This window comes from Paenibacillus sp. P4_A9 (assembly GCF_056402415.1).
The window spans coordinates 1-21,090 of record NZ_JBFUHL010000070.1 but is presented as its reverse complement, the minus strand read 5'-3'; the positions used below and the strand labels follow the sequence as shown (position 1 = coordinate 21,090).

The following is a 21,090-nucleotide window of genomic DNA, read 5'->3' as shown; positions in this document are numbered from 1 at the left end:
CAATTATTGTTTCAGTTTCTTTTTTTTTGAAATACATGAACAATCTCGCGAACCTTGACTAAGCTAACGCAGAGCTATATCTCAACAAAGAGCAAGCGAGATGACGGTGATATAAACTCGGTGGACTGTTGTGCTAAACGGACAAGTAGAGCATGGCGCTACCCTGTCAATTTATGTTGAGTATTGGGTTGTTGGATCAATGAGGATATTTATTCTTTAAATGGATGGTGATCATGTTGTCATTTTTGAAAAGCTTTTCATTCTGGCTTTCTATTTTAAGTTTCAGTGTTTGTCTAAGTGATTACTTAGACAGTGAATTATCCAATGCATTGATTAGAATTACTCCTCCATTAAATGCTCTTGGTGATATTGAATCAATAAGACACATGATTTTTAATTATGATAACAATRAGTGGAAAGCAAGTAGTAGTTTCCTTTTGCAGTTAACGTTTTTATCCTACTGTGTTCATATTTTGTTTTACTTCCTATTGGGGTTTTTGATTGACGTATCGATTCTACGATTAAAAGGAAGAAAATTACCTGTTTAACTGGATATCTCATTAAACTAACGGTGAACTAGTGCAATAGCGGTTGCTTCAGCAGCCGTTTTTGTTTTTCCCCGTTAAAAGGGTAGCCTGAGGAATAAATAAGAGCGAACACTTTTGCAGGAATTTAGTCCCTGATGTAGAAATACTCATTTCTAAGCGAAAGGGAAAGAAGGGACCATATGGAACGGGCAGTAATTAATGTGAATGTGGTAAATCATCTGGGATCTACCGATTCATATTTTGACGGTGGGCTCTTGCAGTACATCGGGTGGAGCATTTTAGGCTGGGCAGTTACTGTTTGTACATTAGGTATTTGTTTCCCATGGAGCATTACCATGATCCTGAAGTGGAAGGCTCGGCATACTGTAATTGAAGGTCGTCGTCTAGAGTTTCATGGCACTGCGATTGGATTATTTGGTCTCTGGATCAAATGGCTTCTATTAGRCATTATCACACTAGGCATCTACTTCTTTTGGGTAGTTATTTCCATCGAAAAGTGGAAGGCAAGACATACCCGTTTCGCAAATTAGGTTAGAATTTTGAGAGAGCCCTTTGGGATAGTCCCACGGCTCTCTTTTCTCATTGTATAATTTTCGCAGTCCTCTGGTAGTGTTGATGCCGAGGTAATTATTGATGATTTAGTGGAATTAACCCAATACGTACTAAGCTAACGGTGAACTATAGTTAAAAAAAACAAGAGCAATTCTGTCGCGGCAGCTGCTCCTTGTTTATATTCAGCTAAACGGAGTAATGTTCGATACAAACAAATTAAGGTTGCATTTGCTTGAAGGGGAAGCGTTTGAGAAACACAAGAAAAACTTGGCCAATAGGCCAGGTTTTTCTTGTTGAGAGTTATTGAAAGGCTAGGAAGAAAACCGTGATTTACGTAGATTCAATTTCATCTTCTTTTGAAGGTTTACTGAGAAGAGCTCGCCATTCATCGATTTGAAGGGATTGAAACTTACTATTTTCAATATGAACGGAAAAATAATCTCGAAACCTCTGATCCGCTTCGCTAATGAAGTGTTCGACGTTTTTCGCTTGTTCTTCGTTCTCGGCGGTACGCATGACCCATGTGGCGAACTTGTACTGTTTGCGATTCAATTCGGATTGCTCCACATGAAGACCTGCTTTCTCCGCAAGCGATTGCCATTCCAAGACGGATAAACACCGAACATGGCTGGTGTCACGCATCGCTTCAAATGTATTCATAAATTGTCTAAGCGCTTCATCGGCGGGAGCAACGTTATCGATAAGAACCAATTTGCCACCTGGTTTGAGTACTCGTGCCGCTTCATGAAGGAATAGGTGAGGATGAGGAAAATGATGAGCAGCAATGCGGCACGTTACTGCATCAAACGAACTGTCGAGAAAAGGTAACTGTTCGGCATCAGCCACAACGAAGGTTACATTGTTGCACTGCGCCAGTTTCAAGTGGTTAGCAGCTGCAGCCAGCATGGGACGCGTGAGGTCAGTAGCGATGACCTGTTGGACATGAGCAGATAACTGTTTGGCCACGTGTCCGCCACCCGTTGCAATATCCAGTACATACCAAGTGTTTTCTAAGGAAAGCCAGCTTAACAGTAGCGCGAGGTCATCACCGTTTGCATGAGACTCACTTGTCACGTACTTGTCTGCATGTTTGGCGAATTGCTCCTGCACGTGCTGCTTTATGGACTGCTCGTTTTGCATAAGGAACACCCCTTAAAATAAATTTCACTAGATGGAACTTTGTATCATCTTGCGAAACTAACACTTATGAAATTAAAAACGCTAGATTGGTATTTACTGAGCATGGTTTAAATTGGAGAGTTACAGTAAGTGAAACAAGAGTAAACAAACAATTAGAATTTACTGAGGATGTTACATTTTTTGCGAGTGACTATATAGGATACAGTAAATAAAAAAAGTCCTAATGCTGCGGGACATTCGGCATGACAATTCAACTAACGGATAACTTTACTTCAATCCGCAAGTTTTATTTAGAGCAATTTGATAAATGAAGGAAGTGACTAATGAACATTCGTCTGTTGAATGACTCTGATGCCCAAGTGTACAGGGAAGTAAGGTTGCGTGCAYTGAAAAATGATCCCGATGCATATGGATCAACGTATGAGCAAGAAGAAACTAAACCTCTGGGGCACATTATAGAAAGGATACACCCTACAAAAGATCAATTTACATTGGGATGTTTTGACGACAATAACACATTAGTTGGCATTGTCAATTTTTCACGTGAAAACAGGCTTAAGACGGCACATAAAGGAAATATTTACGGCATGTACGTAGAGCCTGAATTTCGAGGACGGGGGTTAGGTAAAGCCCTTCTAATAGCCTTGATTGAAAGAGCAACAAAAGAATGTGAAGGGTTGGAACAGATTCATTTGACGGTTGTGTCTAATAATAAATCAGCAAAACGCTTATATGTCTCACTGGGGTTTGAAGTTTACGGTGTAGAACCACATGCATTAAAGCTTGATGAACAGTATTTCGATGAAGACTTAATGATTTTAGGATTGCGACTTTAAACTAACGGATAACGTTTGTTCAATAAGAAATCAAGACGAGGCTGCCGGCATGAATCGGCAGCCTCGTTATTAAAGTAACGGGCAGGATAATGGAGTAAAGTTATTAAGTATTATGCTAGTATAGAGATGCAATGGAATTTCATCATTATCAACATTTGGATATAACATAGCCAATAAATAAAAGAAAGTGAAGTGATCAACTTGAAGCACTTAAATACGTCGCTTCCTATTCCATTGTTTTTACCAGCAATACTCTTCATTGCACTAGCAAGCTGGATATTGATAAAAAATTTTCGAATAATACCGAAAGAAAGTAGAGTTGGTTTCATGGGATTACTTTCTTGGTTTTATGGTTTAGGAATGTGGTTCATGGCAGTCCAATTCAATCTATGGAAAAGCTACCAACTATTAATTTTGGGCTACCAGCAGTTGGCATCCGTATTATGGATTGTTATTGGCTTGATTATCAAAGATATAATTATCAAATCTAAATTCAAGAAAGGAATACTCAATGACAAATGAAGAATTCCTTGAGATGAAACAACGAGTTGGTTGGGGAGAAGAGTTCCTTATATAACATAAAGACGAKGGATATTGGATTAGCCAGAACTCTAAAGGAGTCTATTTTACAAGGAATATAGATGGTTATACACAAGATTTCGAAAACTCGGAAGAATTATTTGAAAATGCCAAAATCGGAGAACAATATTTTAGAGAACTATTGCAAGAAATTGAATGGTAGGGTAACTTCAATGAAGCCAGGACATAGTATTCACGCTTAGGAAAATCGGCATTCGGTATGATTTATTACGCTAACGGATAACGATAGTGAGGGAGCTTGACGCGAGGCAGCTCTCTTTTTGTTCATTCAAGTAACGGGCAGTTTAACGCAACTTCCAAGTAATGGAATCGTATAAAAGTATTACGACAGAGGAGGGAAATTCGTGAAATTAAAATCAAAACTAATTGCCATCACAGCTACATGTTTAGTTGCGGCAAGTGTATTTTCTATTACCGCACTAGCTGCAAAAGTAGATGTAGCCTCTCTGAAAGCTCTAGTTCAGACAGCTAAGGATAAGGAAACGGCTGAGCACAATAAATTGGACTCGATGCCTGACAAAACAAGAGAGGACAATGATGCAAAAAACCAACAAGGCATTAAAGTTAAGAATCTCGGTAATGAAACAAGAAAGCTCGAACTAGAAGCTGACCCTGACGATACTGAAAATTTTACTAAGTGATTAGATGAAGCCATTGAAAACTATTCAATGGGTGTCAATGAATTTAAGGATGCTGCGAAAAGATATAACGACGATACGTATCTCAAAAAGGCAGAAGAATCAGAAAAAATGATCGAACGATTTAAAAAAGGAAGAGAAGAATACAAAAAAAATGAAAAGACCGTACATCAACTCCGTAAAGAACTCGAAATTCCTGTACAATAGTTTATTTTCTCCGCAACTAAGCTAACGGATAACTATAGCACAATAAAACAGGCTGCCGCAGAAATTAATTGTGGCAGCCTGTTTTGCGAATGGGCAGTTTAATGAAATAATCTTCGTAAAATAATAACTCGGCGGCGGGAATGAGATAAAGTTCTTGTCATTTATGGGATAAAGTTCTTGTCATCCTGTCGGGTGACAAGAACATTATCTCATTAATTGCCGCGTAAATCGCGGTTTTTTTATTTTATGGGATCAAGTTCTTGTCACGAGCCAATGACAAGAACTTGATCCCATTCCCGATTTTGACAAGAACTTGATCTCATTCCCGACGGGTGTATTTCGACGGCATCTGGCTAGTGGTTCAACTGACTTTTCTCAGCTAACGGGCAGGTTAATGGAGATACTGATAAATCCTGCAGTCCTCCGTGGTGGTAGGTTTTATTTCTAAATTGGGAACAATAGGAATATTGTTCCGTCAACATAATGATACGTGGAACCAATTTCCCAAATAATTTGATGGAAGTGAATTATCAATAATGAAAAAATCACACTTATTTATCTCGTTTTCATTAGGATTATGGTCTTTTTTTCTTTGGTGTTGGTTGATGATTATTTCAGGTGACATCCCTGTTTCTATTTCTTATGTTGAATTTATGGTTACTCTACTAGGGATTGGAATTTTCACCTTAATTTCTATTGTCTATATTAAGTACGCAATTTATCCTAGTTATCTTCTGATTTTTTTATCTTTTCCTACATTTTTGTGGGGATTACAAATGGTACAAGAGCTAAAATATCATTATCATAAATATTCGACAATAGTTACAATTACTGGATTTACAGTGAGTCTGCTTTTTATTATTTTTTCAATTTATAAGAGCTTAATAAAGCGAAGACATGAGAATATTTAATAAGTTCAGCTCAAAATGAGTATGAACAAACACATCCAATATTACTAGGTTTTTTGAGAAACAAGCTACGCTAACGGATAACGTTACTTCAATAAAATACAAAATGAGGATGCCACCTCAAAACGAGTGGCATCCTCATTAAGCTATAGGGCAGAATAGGTCAATCACTTCGCGAATAATTTCAGGTATGGAATATTTGCAAAGTTCACTAAGGAGATGAACAAGTTATGTACACAACCGAAAGTATAGTTCAGATAATAATTACACTTTTTATAGCTTCAGGGGTAACTTTTTTTATTATTAGTAACAGCAAAATATCAAGTACAAAGGTAATGATACTTGGAATTGGGCTATTACTTTTTTCCGAAAACATATTAGCTGAAATGGTTAAGTATGGATTAGATGAAATTCTTTCAATAATAGGATTTGGAATAACTATTGGAGGTTTTTTTAAAAGAGATAAGGAGCACTAAATAAAATTTGGACATTACGCTAACGAGGAACTATAGTTCAATTAACCGACTTTATGGCGGTTTTTCTTTTGGTTGAAATTATTAAGAAGTCCGTAACCGAAAAAATCCCGCATACCTTGTACCGATCATGGCGAAGAACCGCTAGGGAATATACATCCTGTAGCGGTCTTTTTATTTTGGCTCTTTAAATCGCTGCGGGACCTACTTTATGTTCGCAACCTGAATTACTTCGGATCGGTCCATGTTTTTCCGCCGTCCTGGGTAATCTTCGTATGTCCGTTCAGCAGCACCCAACCGTATCCGTCCGAACGCAGAAAAAATTGCAAAGCGCCTTTCAACGTGATGTCCGGTTTGATCTCATGCCAATCCTCTTTGTTGTACGTATCCATCGTATAGATGGTCTTCCCGTCCGTGGATATCGCTCGCCCTGTAATCAGATCGTCAAAATGGTAAACCGGCGACGCCTGCACATCCGTTAACCGGTATTTGATCGGAAGCCACGTATCCCCGCTGTCATGGCTTTCGTACGGTACGTACGTTTTTTTGCCATCCTGCACAAATTGGGCAATAAACATCCCGTGATGATTGTTTTCCTGATCAAAAACGGGAGGTAATGTATCGGCATATCCGTTTTTGAATTCGTCGGGGATGTCGACATGCTGGACTTTCCACGTTTTGCCACCGTCTTTCGTCCGAAATAACGGAAAAGATTCCTGCCCATGATAGGTCGCCGTGATCCAGCCTTCATCCGGAATGCGAAACGTGATGCCCGTCGGGTATCCGCTTATACCGCTGGCGATATCACCGACGCGGATCCACGACTTCCCGCGATCGTCCGTCCGGTAGAGCGATTTGTTCATTTGCCCCAATGACGGGGAAGAGGTAAGCAAGACATAGCTTGCATCGTTGTAACTGAGGCTGATGCTACTGTGCATCGTAACGTCACGTGCCGTTTCCCATGCTTCCGCAGTCGGCAGTGCCGCGGTTTCCCAGCCGGCAGGCAAACCGCCTCCGTCTTGCATCCGGTGGGTGGCGAGAAGCTTCGGCTGCTTGGCATCGGTGAGATAATAGGCGAAGCCAAGAAAAGGGTTTTGAAAATCGGCGGCGATCAGGCGATCCTTCGCACCGATTCCGTCTGGAGTCGTAACCTCCCACATCTTACCCGCATTAACGGTGTAGAGCAGCCTTCCGCTTCCCATACCCCAGCCTTCGAACCCGTCCATGCCCATTATTAGGGATACGTCAGCATTGACGGGTGACGGCTCCGTTGACGAATTCGACAGCGAAGCTGGTGGCTTAGACGGCGCGGGCTTTACAGCGGCGGGCTGAGACAGGTTAGCCGATAACGTTGGTGACGGTGCAGATGCGCTGGCAATACTTGGCGCGCTGGATTGGACAGTTGGCACTGGCGTCGATGACGGTGCCGCAGTTGCGGCTATCGTGCCGGACGGACTGGGCTTCTGAGTCGTCATCGCCTCCACCGTAGGCTGCGGTGATAGCTTCCCCGCATCGTCGGACTGGACGGATTCGCAGCTGCTAAGCAGCATGCACCCTATTAGGGACGTTGTCACAAAAACATGAAATCGGATCTTCACTCGCTTCACTCCTTTTATTACCAATTAGACGCAGGGATGAAAAAATGGTTTCAAAATTTTAGTAGAGGAGTTGTTTGATTGCTGCTCCTTTTTCTTTTGTTCAAGTAAAGGGCAGTTTACTTAAATTAAAAAAGCAGGAAAAAAATCATAATTATCGAAATACCCATATGTTGAAAACTAAAAAGTGGGGGTATATTCATTTGGGGTATGATTTAAATATTACGAGAGCTAACTATACTTTTGAAGCTAAAGAACATCCTATTACATTGGAAGAGTGGAAAAACTACATTTCCGTTGACCCAGATATAGAGCTACAAGAGGAGGTGTCACAAACACTTCCTAATGGGAAGGTACTTTCAATGAAAAGAGAAGGAATGGCAGCTTGGAATTATAATGGTGACACAGTTATTTTTCATTATTCAAATGGACTAATCATGGTAAGGTATCATTTCTATGATGAGCCAGCTTTTATGAACAAGGTTAAGTCTATTGCATTAGTACTAAATGCTCGGTTACTTGGAGATGAGCAAGTAGAATTCTGAAATTAAATTCATAATAATACATTTTATTATTGATCTAACGGATAACTATAGTTCAATCACCACATTAAGGCAGCCGCACACGATCGGCTGCCTTTGTCTGTTGAAGTAACGGGCAGGATAGTTACAAAAAAAGGAAAATATAAAGACGGACAGAATATTATATAAATATCGTTGAAAATAAGGATGTATAAGACACGAGAATCAAAATGTGGTGGATGCTAATGGGATGGAGACCAGCCCCTACAACTCCGTTACTTAATCTTGAGGAGGATTAATATGTTGAGAAGGCATGCTGGTATTTGGATTGCTCTTTTACTTATCGAATTAATTTTCTTGTATGAAAAGATTCAATCCATCGGATTCTCTGGAAGTGCAATATTCTTTTGTATTGTAGTTATTTCAACGTTAGTTGTTGGTGCGACACTAATTAATATTTATCATAACAATAAACACTAATTCAAAGATTAGAGGGCTGTCGCATTGCAGTCCTTTGTTGTGCTAACGAGGAACGATAGCGGAACAGCGGATGCCGATGCATCCGTTTTTTGTTCGCTCAGCTAACGGGCAGGATACTTTCAATGTTAATTGGGGAATACCAATTTAATAGGGAACTATGGAGGGGTATATGTATGGGAGTTATTATGGGGGGCATTATTTTTGGACTAATAGCTTTTTTCATTCTGTTTCTCATATTCATGTTGAATTTCGGGATTTTACCTAGAGACATTAAAGAACTATGGGGAGAACTTGGGAGTTTCGGTATGTCCAGAAATATTAAAATATTGTTAGTTATTGGGATATTTATTGCTTTATTTCTGGTGTGGATGCTATACAAGGTTTTGACTGGTAAATAAAATCACAAAATTGGGATTACGCTAACGGAAAACAATAGTTCAAGAAGTCAGGAGGGGCATAATGTTTGAATTTCATGGATGGATTGTGTTAAGATACCATACTCATGACACAAGTGAAGTCTTGCAAGATAAGGCGTACAGTAAATTTGTTAACTATTTGAAAGTTGTAGATAGTGAAGGACTTTCGAATATTAAACGAAGGAATGGGTTAGATTCTTGGGTCATCTCTGGCGTACATAACCATTGCACGAGTTATGTACTGGAAATATATAAGTGGGTGTCTGAGAACCTCCCGGGCTCATATGGACTTTTATATATACATGACGATGAAGATGCTGAAGATTACAACAAATTTATTGTATGGAAGCTCGCTCGTGGGATTATAACTCGTGAAACGGACAGTCTCCTGTCGCCGTATATCCCATTGGTTGAGGATGAATATGACCCGAAGAGAAATGATTAAATAATGGTTTTTGATTACGATGAACGATAGTTGAGGGGTTTGCTTCGCGGCAGCTCCTCTTTTGTTTATTGAAGTAACTGGCAGTTTAACACAGATGTTTGCATACCAGTTCATCATTTGGAAAACTTTATATATTATGCTTTCCAAAGGAGAATGAAAAACATGAAAACAACTATAATGACAATGCTTTTATTTGTTGCAAGTGGCATCACTTTTCAATCGGTTAGTAGTTCTGCTGAAATAGTGCCTTTAACAACAGATGATTACCAACAGATCCAGTTTATTAATTTTTCTTCGCCTGACAAAAAAGTAATACATAAAGCTGAACTATTTGGTCCTTTCATCGGAGGTGTTCCAAGAGGTAAGTATTTAAAAATTGATGATAAATTAGTGGATCAAAATAGGTATTTCACGAGTAGAATCATGCTTGGAGATGTGACGAATGATCAACTAGATGAGGTGTTTTTTTATCAATATTCACCAGGTAGCGCAGGAGAGATGGGATTAAATGTTTATAGTCTGATCGATAGTAAATGGAGTTCAATTTTCAATGAACCAAGCAATACACACTATTATAATGAAACCGAGCGATTTAGTAATGAATATCTAACAAACAACCGAATTCGCTTTTATGATAAACGGACAGAACTGTCTGGAGTTATTGATATTTCAAGGTTGAGATTTTCAGAAGAACGTATGAGAACGATGAGTCTAAAAACTGATCCGATCTCTGAGTATGAAATTCATTATGAAAACATTGGTTGTGGAATCGAAACCATACAATGGATTTTTGCTTTTTCTCACCCTAATGCTGTTTTTTCATTGCATAACTATTACATTTATAATTTTAAAGAACATAAATTTACTCTGTATGAAACGAGAATTCATGATAACGAAGATGTTATTATTACTCGAAAAAAGTATTATTAAGTTTGTTATAAACAATGAAGGGATGCAGCGTGGTTGCCCTTTACTACGCTAACGGGCAGGATAGTTCAATCAATTCGCGAATACTTCAAATGCGGAGAATTTGAGAAGTTCGCAGATTATTTGTTATCGGAAACCTCTTGCAAAACATATTGTTAAAATGTCAAGAACATATATCGTTAGCCGACTTAGGACAAGAACTTGCATTGTTACCCGCGATTGATAATATTTCTCAATGAGTTTCAATTTATAGCTCACTTTTAATCAAATGCAAGGCTTTTGCAGGGCTCTCAATATCGGGGCCTTTTTTATTTATGGGATCAAGTTCTTGTCAAAACCAGATGACAAGAACTTGATCCCATTTCCGTAATTCCTCGTAACGCAACCTAGCCTTTAGGCTGTGCCTGAATCTTGCGGGCGACCCGCTGACCGAGCCCGGCATCTGCTTGGGTGAGGTAGCCGAGTACGAACGTTTGCGTGCCGGGAGAGACAGCAGCCAGATTGGCACCCAGGTTATCGACGAGATGCTCCTGCTGAATTGGCGGAAGCGCCCTATAATACTGACCAGCCTGCGTAAAATCATCCTGCTTCGGGATATCGGATCGCGTCAGGCGTCCTTCAACAAATCTCCCGTTGCCGCTGGTGATCTGCGAGTCAGGCGTCCAGTTCAACTGATGATTAATCGGAATGCTACGGAAATCCGGTCCAAGCCGCCGCCGCTGCGAATCCGTGTAAATATTGGCGCGGCCTTGCAGCATTTTATCGTCGGATAGTTCAGCGCCTTCCAGCAGGTTGGATGGGGAGAACGCGAGTTTCTCCACTTGCTCCTTATAATTGCTCGGATTGCGGTTCAAGACCAGCTTCCCGACCGGGAGCAGCGGGTACTGCCGTTCATCCCACAGCTTCGTATCGTCTAGTGGATCATAAGGGAGGGCGACCTCGTCTTGGGGGTTCATCAGCTGCACGTAGAGCCCGTATTCAATCGTCTTGCCGGCGAGCAGCGTGTCATACAAGTCTTGCGCGGCATAATCCGGATTCTCACCTGCGAGCCGGGCCGCTTCACTGCTGTCAATATACTGCGTGCCGGCGAGAGGCAGCCAATGATATTTGACGTAGCTTCGGAAACCTTGCGCGTTGACCCAGACGTATGTATTGACGCTGTGGCCCGGAATATGGCGCAGACTCTTGGCCGTGCCCGCGTCGGAGAAGAGCCAGAGGATAAGATGGGTCGCTTCCGGCGCCCGGGCGATGAAGTTCCAGAAAATTTCCGGGTTAATGAGGTTGTTGACGGGCGACGGCGAGAGCGCTTTAACCGCTTCCGGGAAACGGACGGCGTCCCTGACTAGGAACACGGGGATATGATTGAAGACCAGATCGAACACGCCATGATCCGTATAGAACTTTGTGGCGAAGCCACGTATGTTTCGGGACGTATCCGGCGTGCCTTTGTTGCTGACGGCCAGCGAAAATCTCACCGTGACAGGGACTTGCTGTCCCGGCTGCTGCAGAAAACAAAGCTTCGTGTGCGCCGACATGGCATGCGTCGTCTGAAAGTAGCCGAACGCGCCGCAGCCTTTGACGTGCACGGGCCTTTCCAGCAAGGTCGAATGCACGAATGTCTCCAGCGTTTCATGCAGCAGGCTGTCCTGTTCGAGGACGGGGCCTCTTTCGCCGACCGTTTGCGAGTGCTGGGCAGGCGGAGTCTGGCCCGGCCTGTTATCCGGGCGATGGTCATTATTCTCGTTCATCCCTCTACCTCCTTTGGGTATATAGAAAGGTATGAGGAGGGATGCTTTTGCATGATTGAAGAACGACAGAAATATTGTTCTTGTCAAAAGCCAGTGACAAGAACATATATCGTTAGCCGACTTAGGACAAGAACATGCATTGTTACCCGTGGTTAAAAATGCTTCTCAATGAGATGGACTTTTGAAGTGCGTAAGGATATGAACCGAATAGTCTCAGGATCAAAGTTCCACGGCAGGATTGTTCGGTCCATCTAGACAAACCTCATGTTCTGATTTGTTGAAGTAACGGGCAGTAGAGCGAGGTGGTAAAAGCTGTTTTATACTCAATGCACCCATTAGTTACATAAATGGCAAAACCAATTAATGAAAGTTAAAATTTCCCATAATACGAAACTTTGTAGATGCACCAAGCGTCTGTAAAGTAAGGGGCAGGGAAAGAAAGGAGATGGGGAAGTTTCAATGAAATTCAATAAGAAAAGATACTTAATAATTCCAATAGTTTTAATTGCAATAGGCTATTTGCTGTACACAATGTTATATATAAATATTTACGGTTTTACAATAAGGAAGTCTAAAATCCAAGATATTATTGTTTATACATCAACTGATACCTACCAAATTAACAACAAAGAACTTCTTGAAAAAATTTTAGATGAAATGTCTAAAATGAAGAAATCAACAAATATAGAAAACAATTTTCCACCAGGTGAGTTATATTCTCAGATGCCAAAAATTCTATTACAAGAAGGAATTAATAAAGAAACTAATTCTACTTATGGTGGTAGCTTGTGGAATGTAGGGAATCAAATTTGGCAGGATAGTAACGGATATTATTGGAATGTAACATCGGAGGTTCTCGATCTTATTAATGAATCTATAAAAGATAAAGAAACGATTAAACTGCACTAGGGAGAATTATCACTAAAAGGTTATTCAACTAACGGRAAACGATAGTTGAGGGGCTTGTTTCGCGGCAGCTCCTCTTTTGTTTATTAAAGTAACGGGCAGTAGAGCGGGGGAAGCCGACCTTTCAGGGGTTGCACAATAGGGCAAGTATGAGTATCACTGCTTCGCAAACAAGAAATATACTTAGTAATATGGGTATTAATATTAGTCGTATATCGGACCCTACTGTACTTCAAAATGTTATTGATTCATTACCACAACTAAACAGTACACAGATTCAACAGTTTATAAAMGCTGCCAAACAAATAGTGGAGGGGAGCTAAAATGATTGAGAAGGATCCTAATAGTTTCATTGTAGGAAATGCTGAAAATAGGGGTAACGGTATCTGGATCATAGGAGGACGTGCTTGTGAAGATATTAGTATTGGAGATATTTTAAGTGATAATAAAAATAATGAGAGCCAAGTAATCATGAWAGTACAAGCAATAGTAGCTTACGGAAAGCAGTTGGATGTCATTTGTACAATGACGTCGGGTTGGTTGTTTGTAGTTGGTGATAATCTAGATAAGCTTAAGTCCGCAAAATATTTGCATAATATATAATGTTCAACGGGTGGCTGGCGAATTATTAACCTAACGAGTAACGATAGTTCAATCACGACATGACGGCAGCTGGTATATGATCGGCTGCCGTTTTCCATTAAAGTAACGGGCAGGATTGTTTAATGATAAAATGTTAGTAATTCGAATTAGGGGGTATTGAAGTGCGAATGTATGCCCTGCTTAAAGAAACTGTTGATAACTTTAGTAAGGTTATGGTTTACGAATCTGATAATGGAGTTTATGTTTTTTTGTACGATACTCAAGAAGATAAGAGTGGATTTGCCGACTTATGGTTTGAAACGCTCGATGAAGCTGTTGACTATTGCATTCAAAAATACAAAGTAATACAGGACCAATGGGTACTTATAAAAGACCCGAAAGAAGGACAACAACACGATATTATTGATTAAATAAAATAAGTTCGGTGTTCAGCTAACGGATAACGATAGCAAATAACCAAGTTTAGAATTAAAACCATTTATAGAAACAACAACGATCGAATCTTTATTTCATTTAGTAAAGTCAGGAATCGGAGCCACCATTCTTTCTAAAACATTAATCGAGATGTATCATCATGATGATCTGATCAGCATCCCCATTGAATACCCTAAGCTTTCCCGAGAAGTAGGGATCGTGTATCACAAAGAAAAAAACTTGGGGAAGGCAGCAAGTGGTTTCATTGAATTAGTCATTGCTTATGTTAAATCGATAAAGAGTGAAGAAGCTATTTTAATAGAATAAGGTTTTATAAAAAGTATTTGAATCCTTCACGTTTACAGATGAACTCGGCATAAGATGGGTATTAACCTATTTTAAGAGGAGTTGCTTCTATGCCGATTTCATCAGGGACCCACTTGCTGTATACCGTTCGCCAAGGTGACACCTTGTATTCGATTGCCGAACAATTGGGCACCAACGTACCATCGCTAATCCAGATTAACGCGTTATATCCTCCTGTTGCAGATCCCAACCGAATTTTTCCAGGGCAAGTATTGTTAGCGAAATTGCCCGGTATGGCGGAGCAAAGTTCTGTCTTTTATCAAGTTCAGCCGGGAGACACCTTATATAGGATCGCCGAACGTTTCTCAGTAAGCGTAGATATGTTAGCTGGACTGAACCAAATACAACAGCCGGACATTCTCCGAGTCGCACAGTTGCTGTTTATTGCTTCTTTTGTGTATGAAGTGGAACCGGGAGACACGCTGTACAGCATTTTCCGCCGTTTAGGAACCCCAATGAGCGAAATAATTCGAGCCAATCGTAACCGCCAGAGTTTATCTCTGGATGTCATTTATCCTGGTTTCCGACTGGTTGTCCCGTTACCGTCATCGACGAATATCGTAGTGTTTGAGCCATTACCTGCTACGAAGATTGCTCCCGAGCAGCGATTGATGGGTAGCGCCAGAGCTTTCGAAGCGACGATTAATTACCAAATTCGTGATGCAATGGGGCGCGTTATCGCGAAAGAACGGGCGGCAACAGCGGCACAAGGCGCTCCAGCGTTTGGCGTTTTCGATGTGCAACTCCAGTTTGATCAAACGCCGACTACACAAACAGGCACATTGATGGTGTACACACGCAGCGCCAACGACGGGAGCATCCAAGATTTGGTGGAGGTTCCTTTGTCTTTTTAAAATATTGAGATCTCGACTGCCAATGTGAATTGGCAGCTGTTTTGAATGACTAATACATTTGGTACTTTACGGAGCACGTTTCATTCCTTATTATGGAGAGTATGTAAAATATACCTGATGAAGCGAGGACGTGCATCAACATGAATGTGAACCATGATAATTATTACGACAAGGATTCATCAGCCTTTAAAGAAATGGCAAGGAGGAGTCTGAGAGAGAACTGGCCTTCAGCTCTGTTTGTAATGGCAGTTACAACGTTACTCGGTACATTGTTGGGGCCAAATACGCACTGGATCGTAGATATTGCCCTATTCCTATTTAGTGGAGCACTCATGCTAAGCTCGGTGCATTATTTCCTAAGACTGCATCGAAATGAACGTGCAGAGATCTCGGATATTCTTTATGGATTCAATCAATTGATTTCTTCAACGCTGACGTATCTCTTGTTCCTACTCTTCATTCTGCTCTGGACACTCTTACTCATCATTCCTGGTATTATTGCAGGCCTTCGGTATGCCATGACCTTCTACATATTGAATGATGAACCAGACATAAAACCACATCAAGCCATTAAACGCAGCTCGGAAATGATGAAAGGGCATAAATGGAACTTTTTCAAGCTTCAATTAAGCTTTATTGGCTGGTACTTACTCGGGATTATTGCAGGGCTTATCACTGTTGCAGCACTTCCATTTGTTCAAATGAATGACCCTTATTGGAGTGGTCTCATTATAGCCTTGTTTACGCTGCCTGTTCTTACATATACCGCTTCTGCTTCTGCTGCATTTTATGAAAATTTGAAAGCTATGCAGCAGGGAGAGCAAGTGTAAAACTACAAGTGTTTTAAGCGTTTCTAATGAAATAAAAAGGGAGAAAGCGATGGCTGAAGTTCTTTTGTTTCACCATGCATTGGGTTTAACGCAGGGTATTTACACGTTCGCGGAAGAGCTTAGAAGGGAAGGGCACACTGTACATGTGCCTAATCTTTTTGAAGGTCGCATATTTACCACGATCGATGACGGTATGAATTACGTGAACGAGGTTGGATTCGAAGAGATTATAGAGCGCGGTGCACACGTGGCGAGTCAACTACCGAGTGATATCATCTATGCGGGGTTTTCGCTAGGTGTGTTGGCAGCGCAAAAGTTCGCCCAGGCAACGAGAGAGTCCGTTATCAAATTATCCATCAAGGGCTTCATTAAAGTAACGTAGGAACGATAGTTCAATTACGAAAGTGCTGCCGCGTGGCGGCACTTTTTTCAGCTAACGGGCAGGATAGCTCAATCGTTCCTCGAATTCATTTTGAGATGGAGTATTTACGAACTTCGTGAATAGAACGTTATGAGATTGCAAGATCAGAAGGAGATACAATGACTAAAAAGACGAAAATTCAATTAGCACCTCTTTTCGACATAAGTGTTTATATTCAAGGGTTTCAAATCGTATCAGCTTCAATAGGATTTGATGATAACATATATATTTTACTTATTGATGAAACTCCAGAAAGAATAGATGGGATGTTTGTTCAAAGCAAGACACAGAATGCTCATACATATAAAGTACTTACAGTAGGGAAAGACTTTGTAAGTGAATTACCAATTTATAATCAAAGATTTAATTATCATTTTGTTCAACCATTTAACAACGACAAGTTACTTTTAGTTGGCGCGAGAACAAGATATTTCAATAAAGATAAGTATGAACTTAATGGGAAGTTATTTGATCTCAATGGGGTATTGCTGAAGGAAATACTGTTAGGGGATGGCATTCAGAGCCTCCAAGTTTCAAAAAATGGAACTATATGGACTGGTTATTTTGATGAAGGTGTGTTTGGCAATTATGGTTGGGATAACCCGATTGGTGCCCCAGGATTGATTGCTTGGAACATCGACGGTGAGAAAATATTTAGTAATTCAAGAGCAGATATTTGCGACTGCTATGCTTTGAATGTAATTTCTGACCATGATGTTTGGTTTTATTACTATTCAGATTTTAATTTGTGTAATATCAAAGATTCTGAAATACAATTTTTCAATCCTGGTATATCTGGATCATCAGGTTTTATTAAATATGATAGTTATTATTTATTTGATAAGGGATACGGTAAGCACGATAAGTATGCATTTCTGAAATCAGGATCATTTAAAGAACAATTTTCTATTGAGTTTACTAACAAAGACGGAGATAAGATTCAATCAAGTATTCGGGATTTTAGAAGTGACAAATTGCTGTTAGTCGATAATGAGCATGTTTATGTCGTTTGGTTAAGAAGCATCATTGAAGATTTGTGCAGGTGACTCGATTTAATTTTGTTATCCATTATCGGTGTGGTAATGGAAGCAAACAAGGATACCTTTAACGGCGCGACAGCTCATACAATAATCGGACCAGTGAAAGGAGGCGATTTCGATGTGTGGAAGGTTTACAATTACATCGACTTTAGATGATTTCTTAGAGCGTTACGAGATTAGCCAACCGATGATTCACGACTACAACTTAGGGCTTATCTTATGAAGAATTTTATTATCCTTTGCCTCCTATGTTTAGCAACTGTGATATCATGCATGAACGTCAGCGCTCACCCTGGTCGTCAAGATTCAGAGGGTGGGCACACATGACGGATTTTAAAAATGTAATTGAAGGCGTATTTACAAAAGATACCGCTCAAAAGCTATTTTATAGTCGTTATCTAGAAATCGTAGACGATGGTAGTAAAGAACGTCCCTATTATAAGGGGTATGAAGGACAGCTTTATATATACAAATGGATGGGAGGACATGGAGCGGCAACAGATTATCTAACAGATACAACCAAGCTAATAGAACAAAAAGATAATATTGCAAAGGTTGAGTTAGATACTACATTGTTTGGCAAACCGCATAATAAATTGACACTAACGATTGAATATGTAAATGATAAGTGGCTTCTGGCATCACCACTTGTACCTACTCTGCCAATATAGAAGACACAATAGAGTGCTGAACTAACGGGTAACGATAGCTCAATAATTTATACCATGACAGAGCTGCCGCGTTAAACGGCAGCTTTGTTGCGCTAACGGGCAGGATAGTTAAATCACTTCGCGAATACTTTAAATAAAAAAATGGATTTGATGTACTTGAGGGAGTGGGTAAAATTTGCGAATAAGACGTATTATCTTATCCTTCTTATTAATTATCACATGTATTCTTTTCTTACTTGTCGTACTAGGCTCTTATATTTTGCCTGCTCCACCAGAGTAATGGTCGTTAAGCTAACGGCGAACTATTATTTAGTGACCAATGAGTATAGCACCCAGGAGGCAAGTAATGAAGAACTTTGAAGATAATTTACGGAAATTTTTAATAGATGATATTCAGCGAAGAGAAAATTTAAAGTTTAAGTGGATATGTAACTCTTGTGAGGTTGAATTTTCTGGAAATGAAAATCAAGATAAGTGTCCTGATTGTGATTCGAATGATATTGTTCAGAAAAAATAGTCATTATTCAACTAACTGGGAACGATAGTTCAATTAAACTACAAAATGAGGTTGCCGCCGCGAAAACGAGTGGCAACCTCATTAAGCTATAGGGCAGTTTTGCTCAACAAACTATGAAGGATAGCGAAATAACTTTGCAACCAATAAAATGATTACCACGTCTATTCTGTAAGACGCAAAGGAGGTTATCAATTGAGAAAACTTTGTTTATTATTCATTTTAATAGCATCACTTTTTCTTAATGCTTGTACCAACAAGGTCGAGCTTAAGCAATCTCCATTAATGGAAACTAATAAATCCAGTTCTGCGGAACTTGTGGGTTATATTACCAAGCTTGAAAATCAAAGAGCCTTAGTTGTTAGTCCGATAAGTAGAGAAATTAATCAAACGAGAAAAGAGTTCTACGAGGCGATATGGGTTTCAAATATGCCCCAAAATGTAGAGATTGGACAATACGTTAATGTATGGTTTGAAGGTACCATAGCAACCTCATACCCTGCTCAAGGAAAAGCTTCGAAGGTCACTATAGTCAAAATTCATAAACCTGAAAAAGCAATCTTGTCTCAAGACGAAGTAATACGCAAAGCACTGTTAAACAAGGATATTTCAAGTATCAACATCTTTGTTATCAATGAAGTAGTTTATGATGGAAATTCAGATGATTGGACTATCAGATATAAAGACGCAAAAATTTCTGATGGTTTATTAGAAGAACATAGTATGCAAGTACCCGATAAATAACGATAGCACAATAAACATCAAGAAAAGGCTGCTGGCAAATTAACGGCAGCCTTTGTTACGCTAACGGGCAGGATAGTTTAATCACTTCACGAATATACCTTAAATATGTAACTTTGCGAAGTTCATAAATAAGGCGTTAGACGAAACCCGTGCAAGCCCTGATTTAACACTCGAAACACCAAAAACTAGTAACGGAGGAAGTAAGATGATCATAGAAGAAGAATCTGAAAAGACAAACTTAAAAACTAAATTTGTAATAGGCTTCATCCTAATATGCATCTTTTCAGCAGTAGCTTTTAAATTTTATCATTCAAGAGAGAGTAAGTGGATAGAAGTTAAGAATAGTAACAACTTTCAAAGTTATATAAATTATGTTGACAAATACAACCCATCACACATAGATGATGTAATTCAAGAGATGAGAAATTTTAAAGAAAAAGATTTTAGTAAATGGAATTTTGAAATGAGTATGTATGCGAGACAATTACAGGGAGCTTTAGAAAAATATATCGACAGTTCAAAAGATTATGAGTTGAAATTTAATACAACAAAAACAGTTGAAGCTGAAAAAATTTCTTATTTCTTAAATAGTAGGGTGATAATAAATGGAAAGGAATTAGAGCCATTTCTTATGTTCGGAAACGAGTTAAATCCAAATAATAAAAAAATTTATGTATTTGAACGTGTAGCAGGATTTAATATTAATGTTAAATATTCGGAAACTTCAACTCCAAAAGTTATTGTAAATCCATCAGATAGAAACTCATTAAGTATTAGCGGAAATAAGCAATAGCCTTCGCATCTCGAAGAAGGCACGGGCATCGTCAAACACCGCATTCACGCTTCGGGTGCTGACGCCCATTGGTCTGCCAGAAGGATTTCGAGGAAGCGGATTCAGGCAGACAACTCTGCAACAACTAACCGCATCGCATCATTAAACTAACGGGAACGATAGCACAACAACGACAACAGGCTGCTGAATCAATCGGCAAGTCTGTTAAGCTAACGGGCAGGATAGTTCCAATTATGGTAAAATTGGGTGACTTATCATCGGTCATATTCTATGAGCTTTAAAGCTTGAATTTTTGGAGGTTAGGACTTTTATGTTTGAATGGTTAGAGGAAGTTGAAAAGCCTCACTCAGATGAAAGTAGTAATAATGACTTTTTCAAAATGAAGAAGCTTGAATCATCCTTCGAACCAAGCGACATCAGTGAAGTTGGGCAACTATTTGCTGCATACTCTGTGATAATTGGCTCTGATGCAATGACGCAAATCCCAACTCCGAATGAGACTGCAATAAACCTAGTTGCCACTGAAATCACACCGCATTATACAGATGTTAAAGGGATTTACTATGACGGTGTGTTGCGAAGTGTTAATGTAATGGGATTAAAGCCAAATTCAACAAAAATTATTGAAAATAAACTTAACGACGGGATTTATCCCGTTGTAACAGATTTATATCGAAACGCTGACTTAAATCTCGCTACTGGGAGAAGGAGTTTAAAGTATTTTTCTGTTCGTAAAGAAGCAATTGTCCAACTAAATAATCGGGAAACTGAGAAGCTCGGACACTTCTTCCATAACACTTATTTTGCTGAAACAGGGTCTGTTTTTCTTTCTCCAACAGGATGGGTCCTTGAAGAGAAGTTGCGTGAATCTATTACTATTCGTACTTTCATTGTTTTTGC

General features: G+C 39.7%; 26 protein-coding genes and 1 pseudogene. 24 read left to right on the top strand and 3 right to left on the bottom strand.

The features are described from left to right. Positions 1 to 727 precede the first annotated feature (727 nt). Entirely contained in the window at positions 728 to 1,078 is a 351-nt protein-coding gene (locus tag AC1DVJ_RS26145; RefSeq protein WP_477594912.1) for a DUF898 family protein, read from the top strand. Between the two features lie 352 nt (positions 1,079 to 1,430). Here AC1DVJ_RS26145 and AC1DVJ_RS26140 read toward each other — a convergent pair whose 3' ends face one another. Next, positions 1,431 to 2,240: a class I SAM-dependent methyltransferase gene (locus tag AC1DVJ_RS26140; RefSeq protein WP_477594910.1), complete on the bottom strand. Its 810-nt coding sequence runs from the start codon at positions 2,238 to 2,240 to the stop codon at positions 1,431 to 1,433. 323 nt (positions 2,241 to 2,563) lie between these two features. Here AC1DVJ_RS26140 and AC1DVJ_RS26135 point away from each other — a divergent pair, with 323 nt between their 5' ends. The 5 genes from AC1DVJ_RS26135 to AC1DVJ_RS26115 all read left to right on the top strand — a co-directional run bounded on the left by AC1DVJ_RS26135 (position 2,564) and on the right by AC1DVJ_RS26115 (position 5,905). After that, positions 2,564 to 3,076, top strand: coding sequence for a GNAT family N-acetyltransferase (locus AC1DVJ_RS26135; protein ID WP_477594908.1), 513 nt, complete (start codon positions 2,564 to 2,566; stop codon positions 3,074 to 3,076). Positions 3,077 to 3,277: 201 nt separating this feature from the next. Beyond that, the gene (locus AC1DVJ_RS26130; RefSeq protein ID WP_477594906.1) at positions 3,278 to 3,598 is read left to right on the top strand and encodes a hypothetical protein; all 321 of its coding nucleotides are present in this window, start codon (positions 3,278 to 3,280) and stop codon (positions 3,596 to 3,598) included. Positions 3,599 to 4,020: 422 nt separating this feature from the next. After that, positions 4,021 to 4,317, top strand: a complete 297-nt coding sequence (locus AC1DVJ_RS26125) for a hypothetical protein (protein WP_477594904.1) — start codon at positions 4,021 to 4,023, stop codon at positions 4,315 to 4,317. 27 nt (positions 4,318 to 4,344) lie between these two features. After that, positions 4,345 to 4,521, top strand: a complete 177-nt coding sequence (locus tag AC1DVJ_RS26120; RefSeq protein ID WP_477594902.1) for a hypothetical protein — start codon at positions 4,345 to 4,347, stop codon at positions 4,519 to 4,521. A gap of 1,138 nt (positions 4,522 to 5,659) precedes the next feature. Further along, a complete protein-coding gene (locus AC1DVJ_RS26115; RefSeq protein WP_477594900.1) occupies positions 5,660 to 5,905 on the top strand; it encodes a hypothetical protein in 246 nt (81 codons plus the stop codon). Between the two features lie 224 nt (positions 5,906 to 6,129). Here the strand turns inward: AC1DVJ_RS26115 and AC1DVJ_RS26110 are convergent, their stop codons facing one another. Then, entirely contained in the window at positions 6,130 to 7,500 is a 1,371-nt protein-coding gene (locus AC1DVJ_RS26110; RefSeq protein ID WP_477594898.1) for a WD40/YVTN/BNR-like repeat-containing protein, read from the bottom strand. A 74-nt stretch (positions 7,501 to 7,574) separates the two neighbouring features. On the opposite strand from AC1DVJ_RS26110, the gene AC1DVJ_RS26105 reads away from it, so the two are divergent. The 5 genes from AC1DVJ_RS26105 (at position 7,575) to AC1DVJ_RS26085 (ending at position 10,289) form a co-directional block, all read left to right on the top strand. After that, positions 7,575 to 8,042 carry a hypothetical protein gene (locus AC1DVJ_RS26105; protein WP_477594896.1) on the top strand — a complete coding sequence of 156 codons (468 nt, stop codon included), beginning with the start codon at positions 7,575 to 7,577 and terminating at the stop codon, positions 8,040 to 8,042. 276 nt (positions 8,043 to 8,318) lie between these two features. Further along, complete coding sequence (locus AC1DVJ_RS26100) at positions 8,319 to 8,498, top strand: hypothetical protein (protein ID WP_477594894.1); 180 nt, start codon at positions 8,319 to 8,321, stop codon at positions 8,496 to 8,498. 173 nt (positions 8,499 to 8,671) lie between these two features. Continuing rightward, positions 8,672 to 8,896 carry a hypothetical protein gene (locus AC1DVJ_RS26095; RefSeq protein ID WP_477594892.1) on the top strand — a complete coding sequence of 75 codons (225 nt, stop codon included), beginning with the start codon at positions 8,672 to 8,674 and terminating at the stop codon, positions 8,894 to 8,896. 61 nt (positions 8,897 to 8,957) lie between these two features. Then, positions 8,958 to 9,359, top strand: coding sequence for an Imm7 family immunity protein (locus AC1DVJ_RS26090; RefSeq protein WP_477594890.1), 402 nt, complete (start codon positions 8,958 to 8,960; stop codon positions 9,357 to 9,359). A gap of 162 nt (positions 9,360 to 9,521) precedes the next feature. After that, complete coding sequence (locus AC1DVJ_RS26085; RefSeq protein ID WP_477594888.1) at positions 9,522 to 10,289, top strand: hypothetical protein; 768 nt, start codon at positions 9,522 to 9,524, stop codon at positions 10,287 to 10,289. A 383-nt stretch (positions 10,290 to 10,672) separates the two neighbouring features. Here AC1DVJ_RS26085 and AC1DVJ_RS26080 read toward each other — a convergent pair whose 3' ends face one another. Further along, the gene (locus AC1DVJ_RS26080; RefSeq protein WP_477594886.1) at positions 10,673 to 12,034 is read right to left on the bottom strand and encodes a catalase; all 1,362 of its coding nucleotides are present in this window, start codon (positions 12,032 to 12,034) and stop codon (positions 10,673 to 10,675) included. A gap of 459 nt (positions 12,035 to 12,493) precedes the next feature. Between AC1DVJ_RS26080 and AC1DVJ_RS26075 the strand changes: the two genes are divergently transcribed. The 13 genes and pseudogenes from AC1DVJ_RS26075 to AC1DVJ_RS26015 form a co-directional block, all read left to right on the top strand. Next, positions 12,494 to 12,943 (top strand): hypothetical protein, encoded by a 450-nt coding sequence (locus AC1DVJ_RS26075; RefSeq protein ID WP_477594884.1) that lies wholly within the window; start codon positions 12,494 to 12,496, stop codon positions 12,941 to 12,943. A gap of 321 nt (positions 12,944 to 13,264) precedes the next feature. Then, positions 13,265 to 13,543, top strand: a complete 279-nt coding sequence (locus tag AC1DVJ_RS26070) for a hypothetical protein (RefSeq protein ID WP_477594882.1) — start codon at positions 13,265 to 13,267, stop codon at positions 13,541 to 13,543. Between the two features lie 167 nt (positions 13,544 to 13,710). Beyond that, positions 13,711 to 13,953 (top strand): hypothetical protein, encoded by a 243-nt coding sequence (locus tag AC1DVJ_RS26065; protein ID WP_477594914.1) that lies wholly within the window; start codon positions 13,711 to 13,713, stop codon positions 13,951 to 13,953. 67 nt (positions 13,954 to 14,020) lie between these two features. After that, positions 14,021 to 14,284, top strand: a pseudogene (locus AC1DVJ_RS26060) (LysR family transcriptional regulator substrate-binding protein); the annotation flags it as partial. An 89-nt stretch (positions 14,285 to 14,373) separates the two neighbouring features. Next, entirely contained in the window at positions 14,374 to 15,177 is an 804-nt protein-coding gene (locus AC1DVJ_RS26055) for a LysM peptidoglycan-binding domain-containing protein (RefSeq protein WP_477594880.1), read from the top strand. Between the two features lie 140 nt (positions 15,178 to 15,317). Then, positions 15,318 to 16,007: a DUF975 family protein gene (locus tag AC1DVJ_RS26050; protein ID WP_477594878.1), complete on the top strand. Its 690-nt coding sequence runs from the start codon at positions 15,318 to 15,320 to the stop codon at positions 16,005 to 16,007. 49 nt (positions 16,008 to 16,056) lie between these two features. Then, positions 16,057 to 16,389 carry a dienelactone hydrolase family protein gene (locus tag AC1DVJ_RS26045; protein ID WP_477594876.1) on the top strand — a complete coding sequence of 111 codons (333 nt, stop codon included), beginning with the start codon at positions 16,057 to 16,059 and terminating at the stop codon, positions 16,387 to 16,389. 158 nt (positions 16,390 to 16,547) lie between these two features. Then, positions 16,548 to 17,474 carry a hypothetical protein gene (locus tag AC1DVJ_RS26040; RefSeq protein WP_477594874.1) on the top strand — a complete coding sequence of 309 codons (927 nt, stop codon included), beginning with the start codon at positions 16,548 to 16,550 and terminating at the stop codon, positions 17,472 to 17,474. A 317-nt stretch (positions 17,475 to 17,791) separates the two neighbouring features. Beyond that, on the top strand, positions 17,792 to 18,139 hold the full coding sequence (locus AC1DVJ_RS26035; RefSeq protein ID WP_477594872.1) for a hypothetical protein: 348 nt from the start codon (positions 17,792 to 17,794) through the stop codon (positions 18,137 to 18,139). A 346-nt stretch (positions 18,140 to 18,485) separates the two neighbouring features. Continuing rightward, complete coding sequence (locus AC1DVJ_RS26030; RefSeq protein WP_477594870.1) at positions 18,486 to 18,656, top strand: hypothetical protein; 171 nt, start codon at positions 18,486 to 18,488, stop codon at positions 18,654 to 18,656. 192 nt (positions 18,657 to 18,848) lie between these two features. Then, on the top strand, positions 18,849 to 19,397 hold the full coding sequence (locus AC1DVJ_RS26025; protein WP_477594868.1) for a DUF3221 domain-containing protein: 549 nt from the start codon (positions 18,849 to 18,851) through the stop codon (positions 19,395 to 19,397). Positions 19,398 to 19,602: 205 nt separating this feature from the next. Next, entirely contained in the window at positions 19,603 to 20,190 is a 588-nt protein-coding gene (locus AC1DVJ_RS26020) for a hypothetical protein (RefSeq protein WP_477594866.1), read from the top strand. A 310-nt stretch (positions 20,191 to 20,500) separates the two neighbouring features. Beyond that, on the top strand, positions 20,501 to 21,090 hold a 590-nt coding region (locus AC1DVJ_RS26015; protein WP_477594864.1), incomplete at its 3' end, for a hypothetical protein.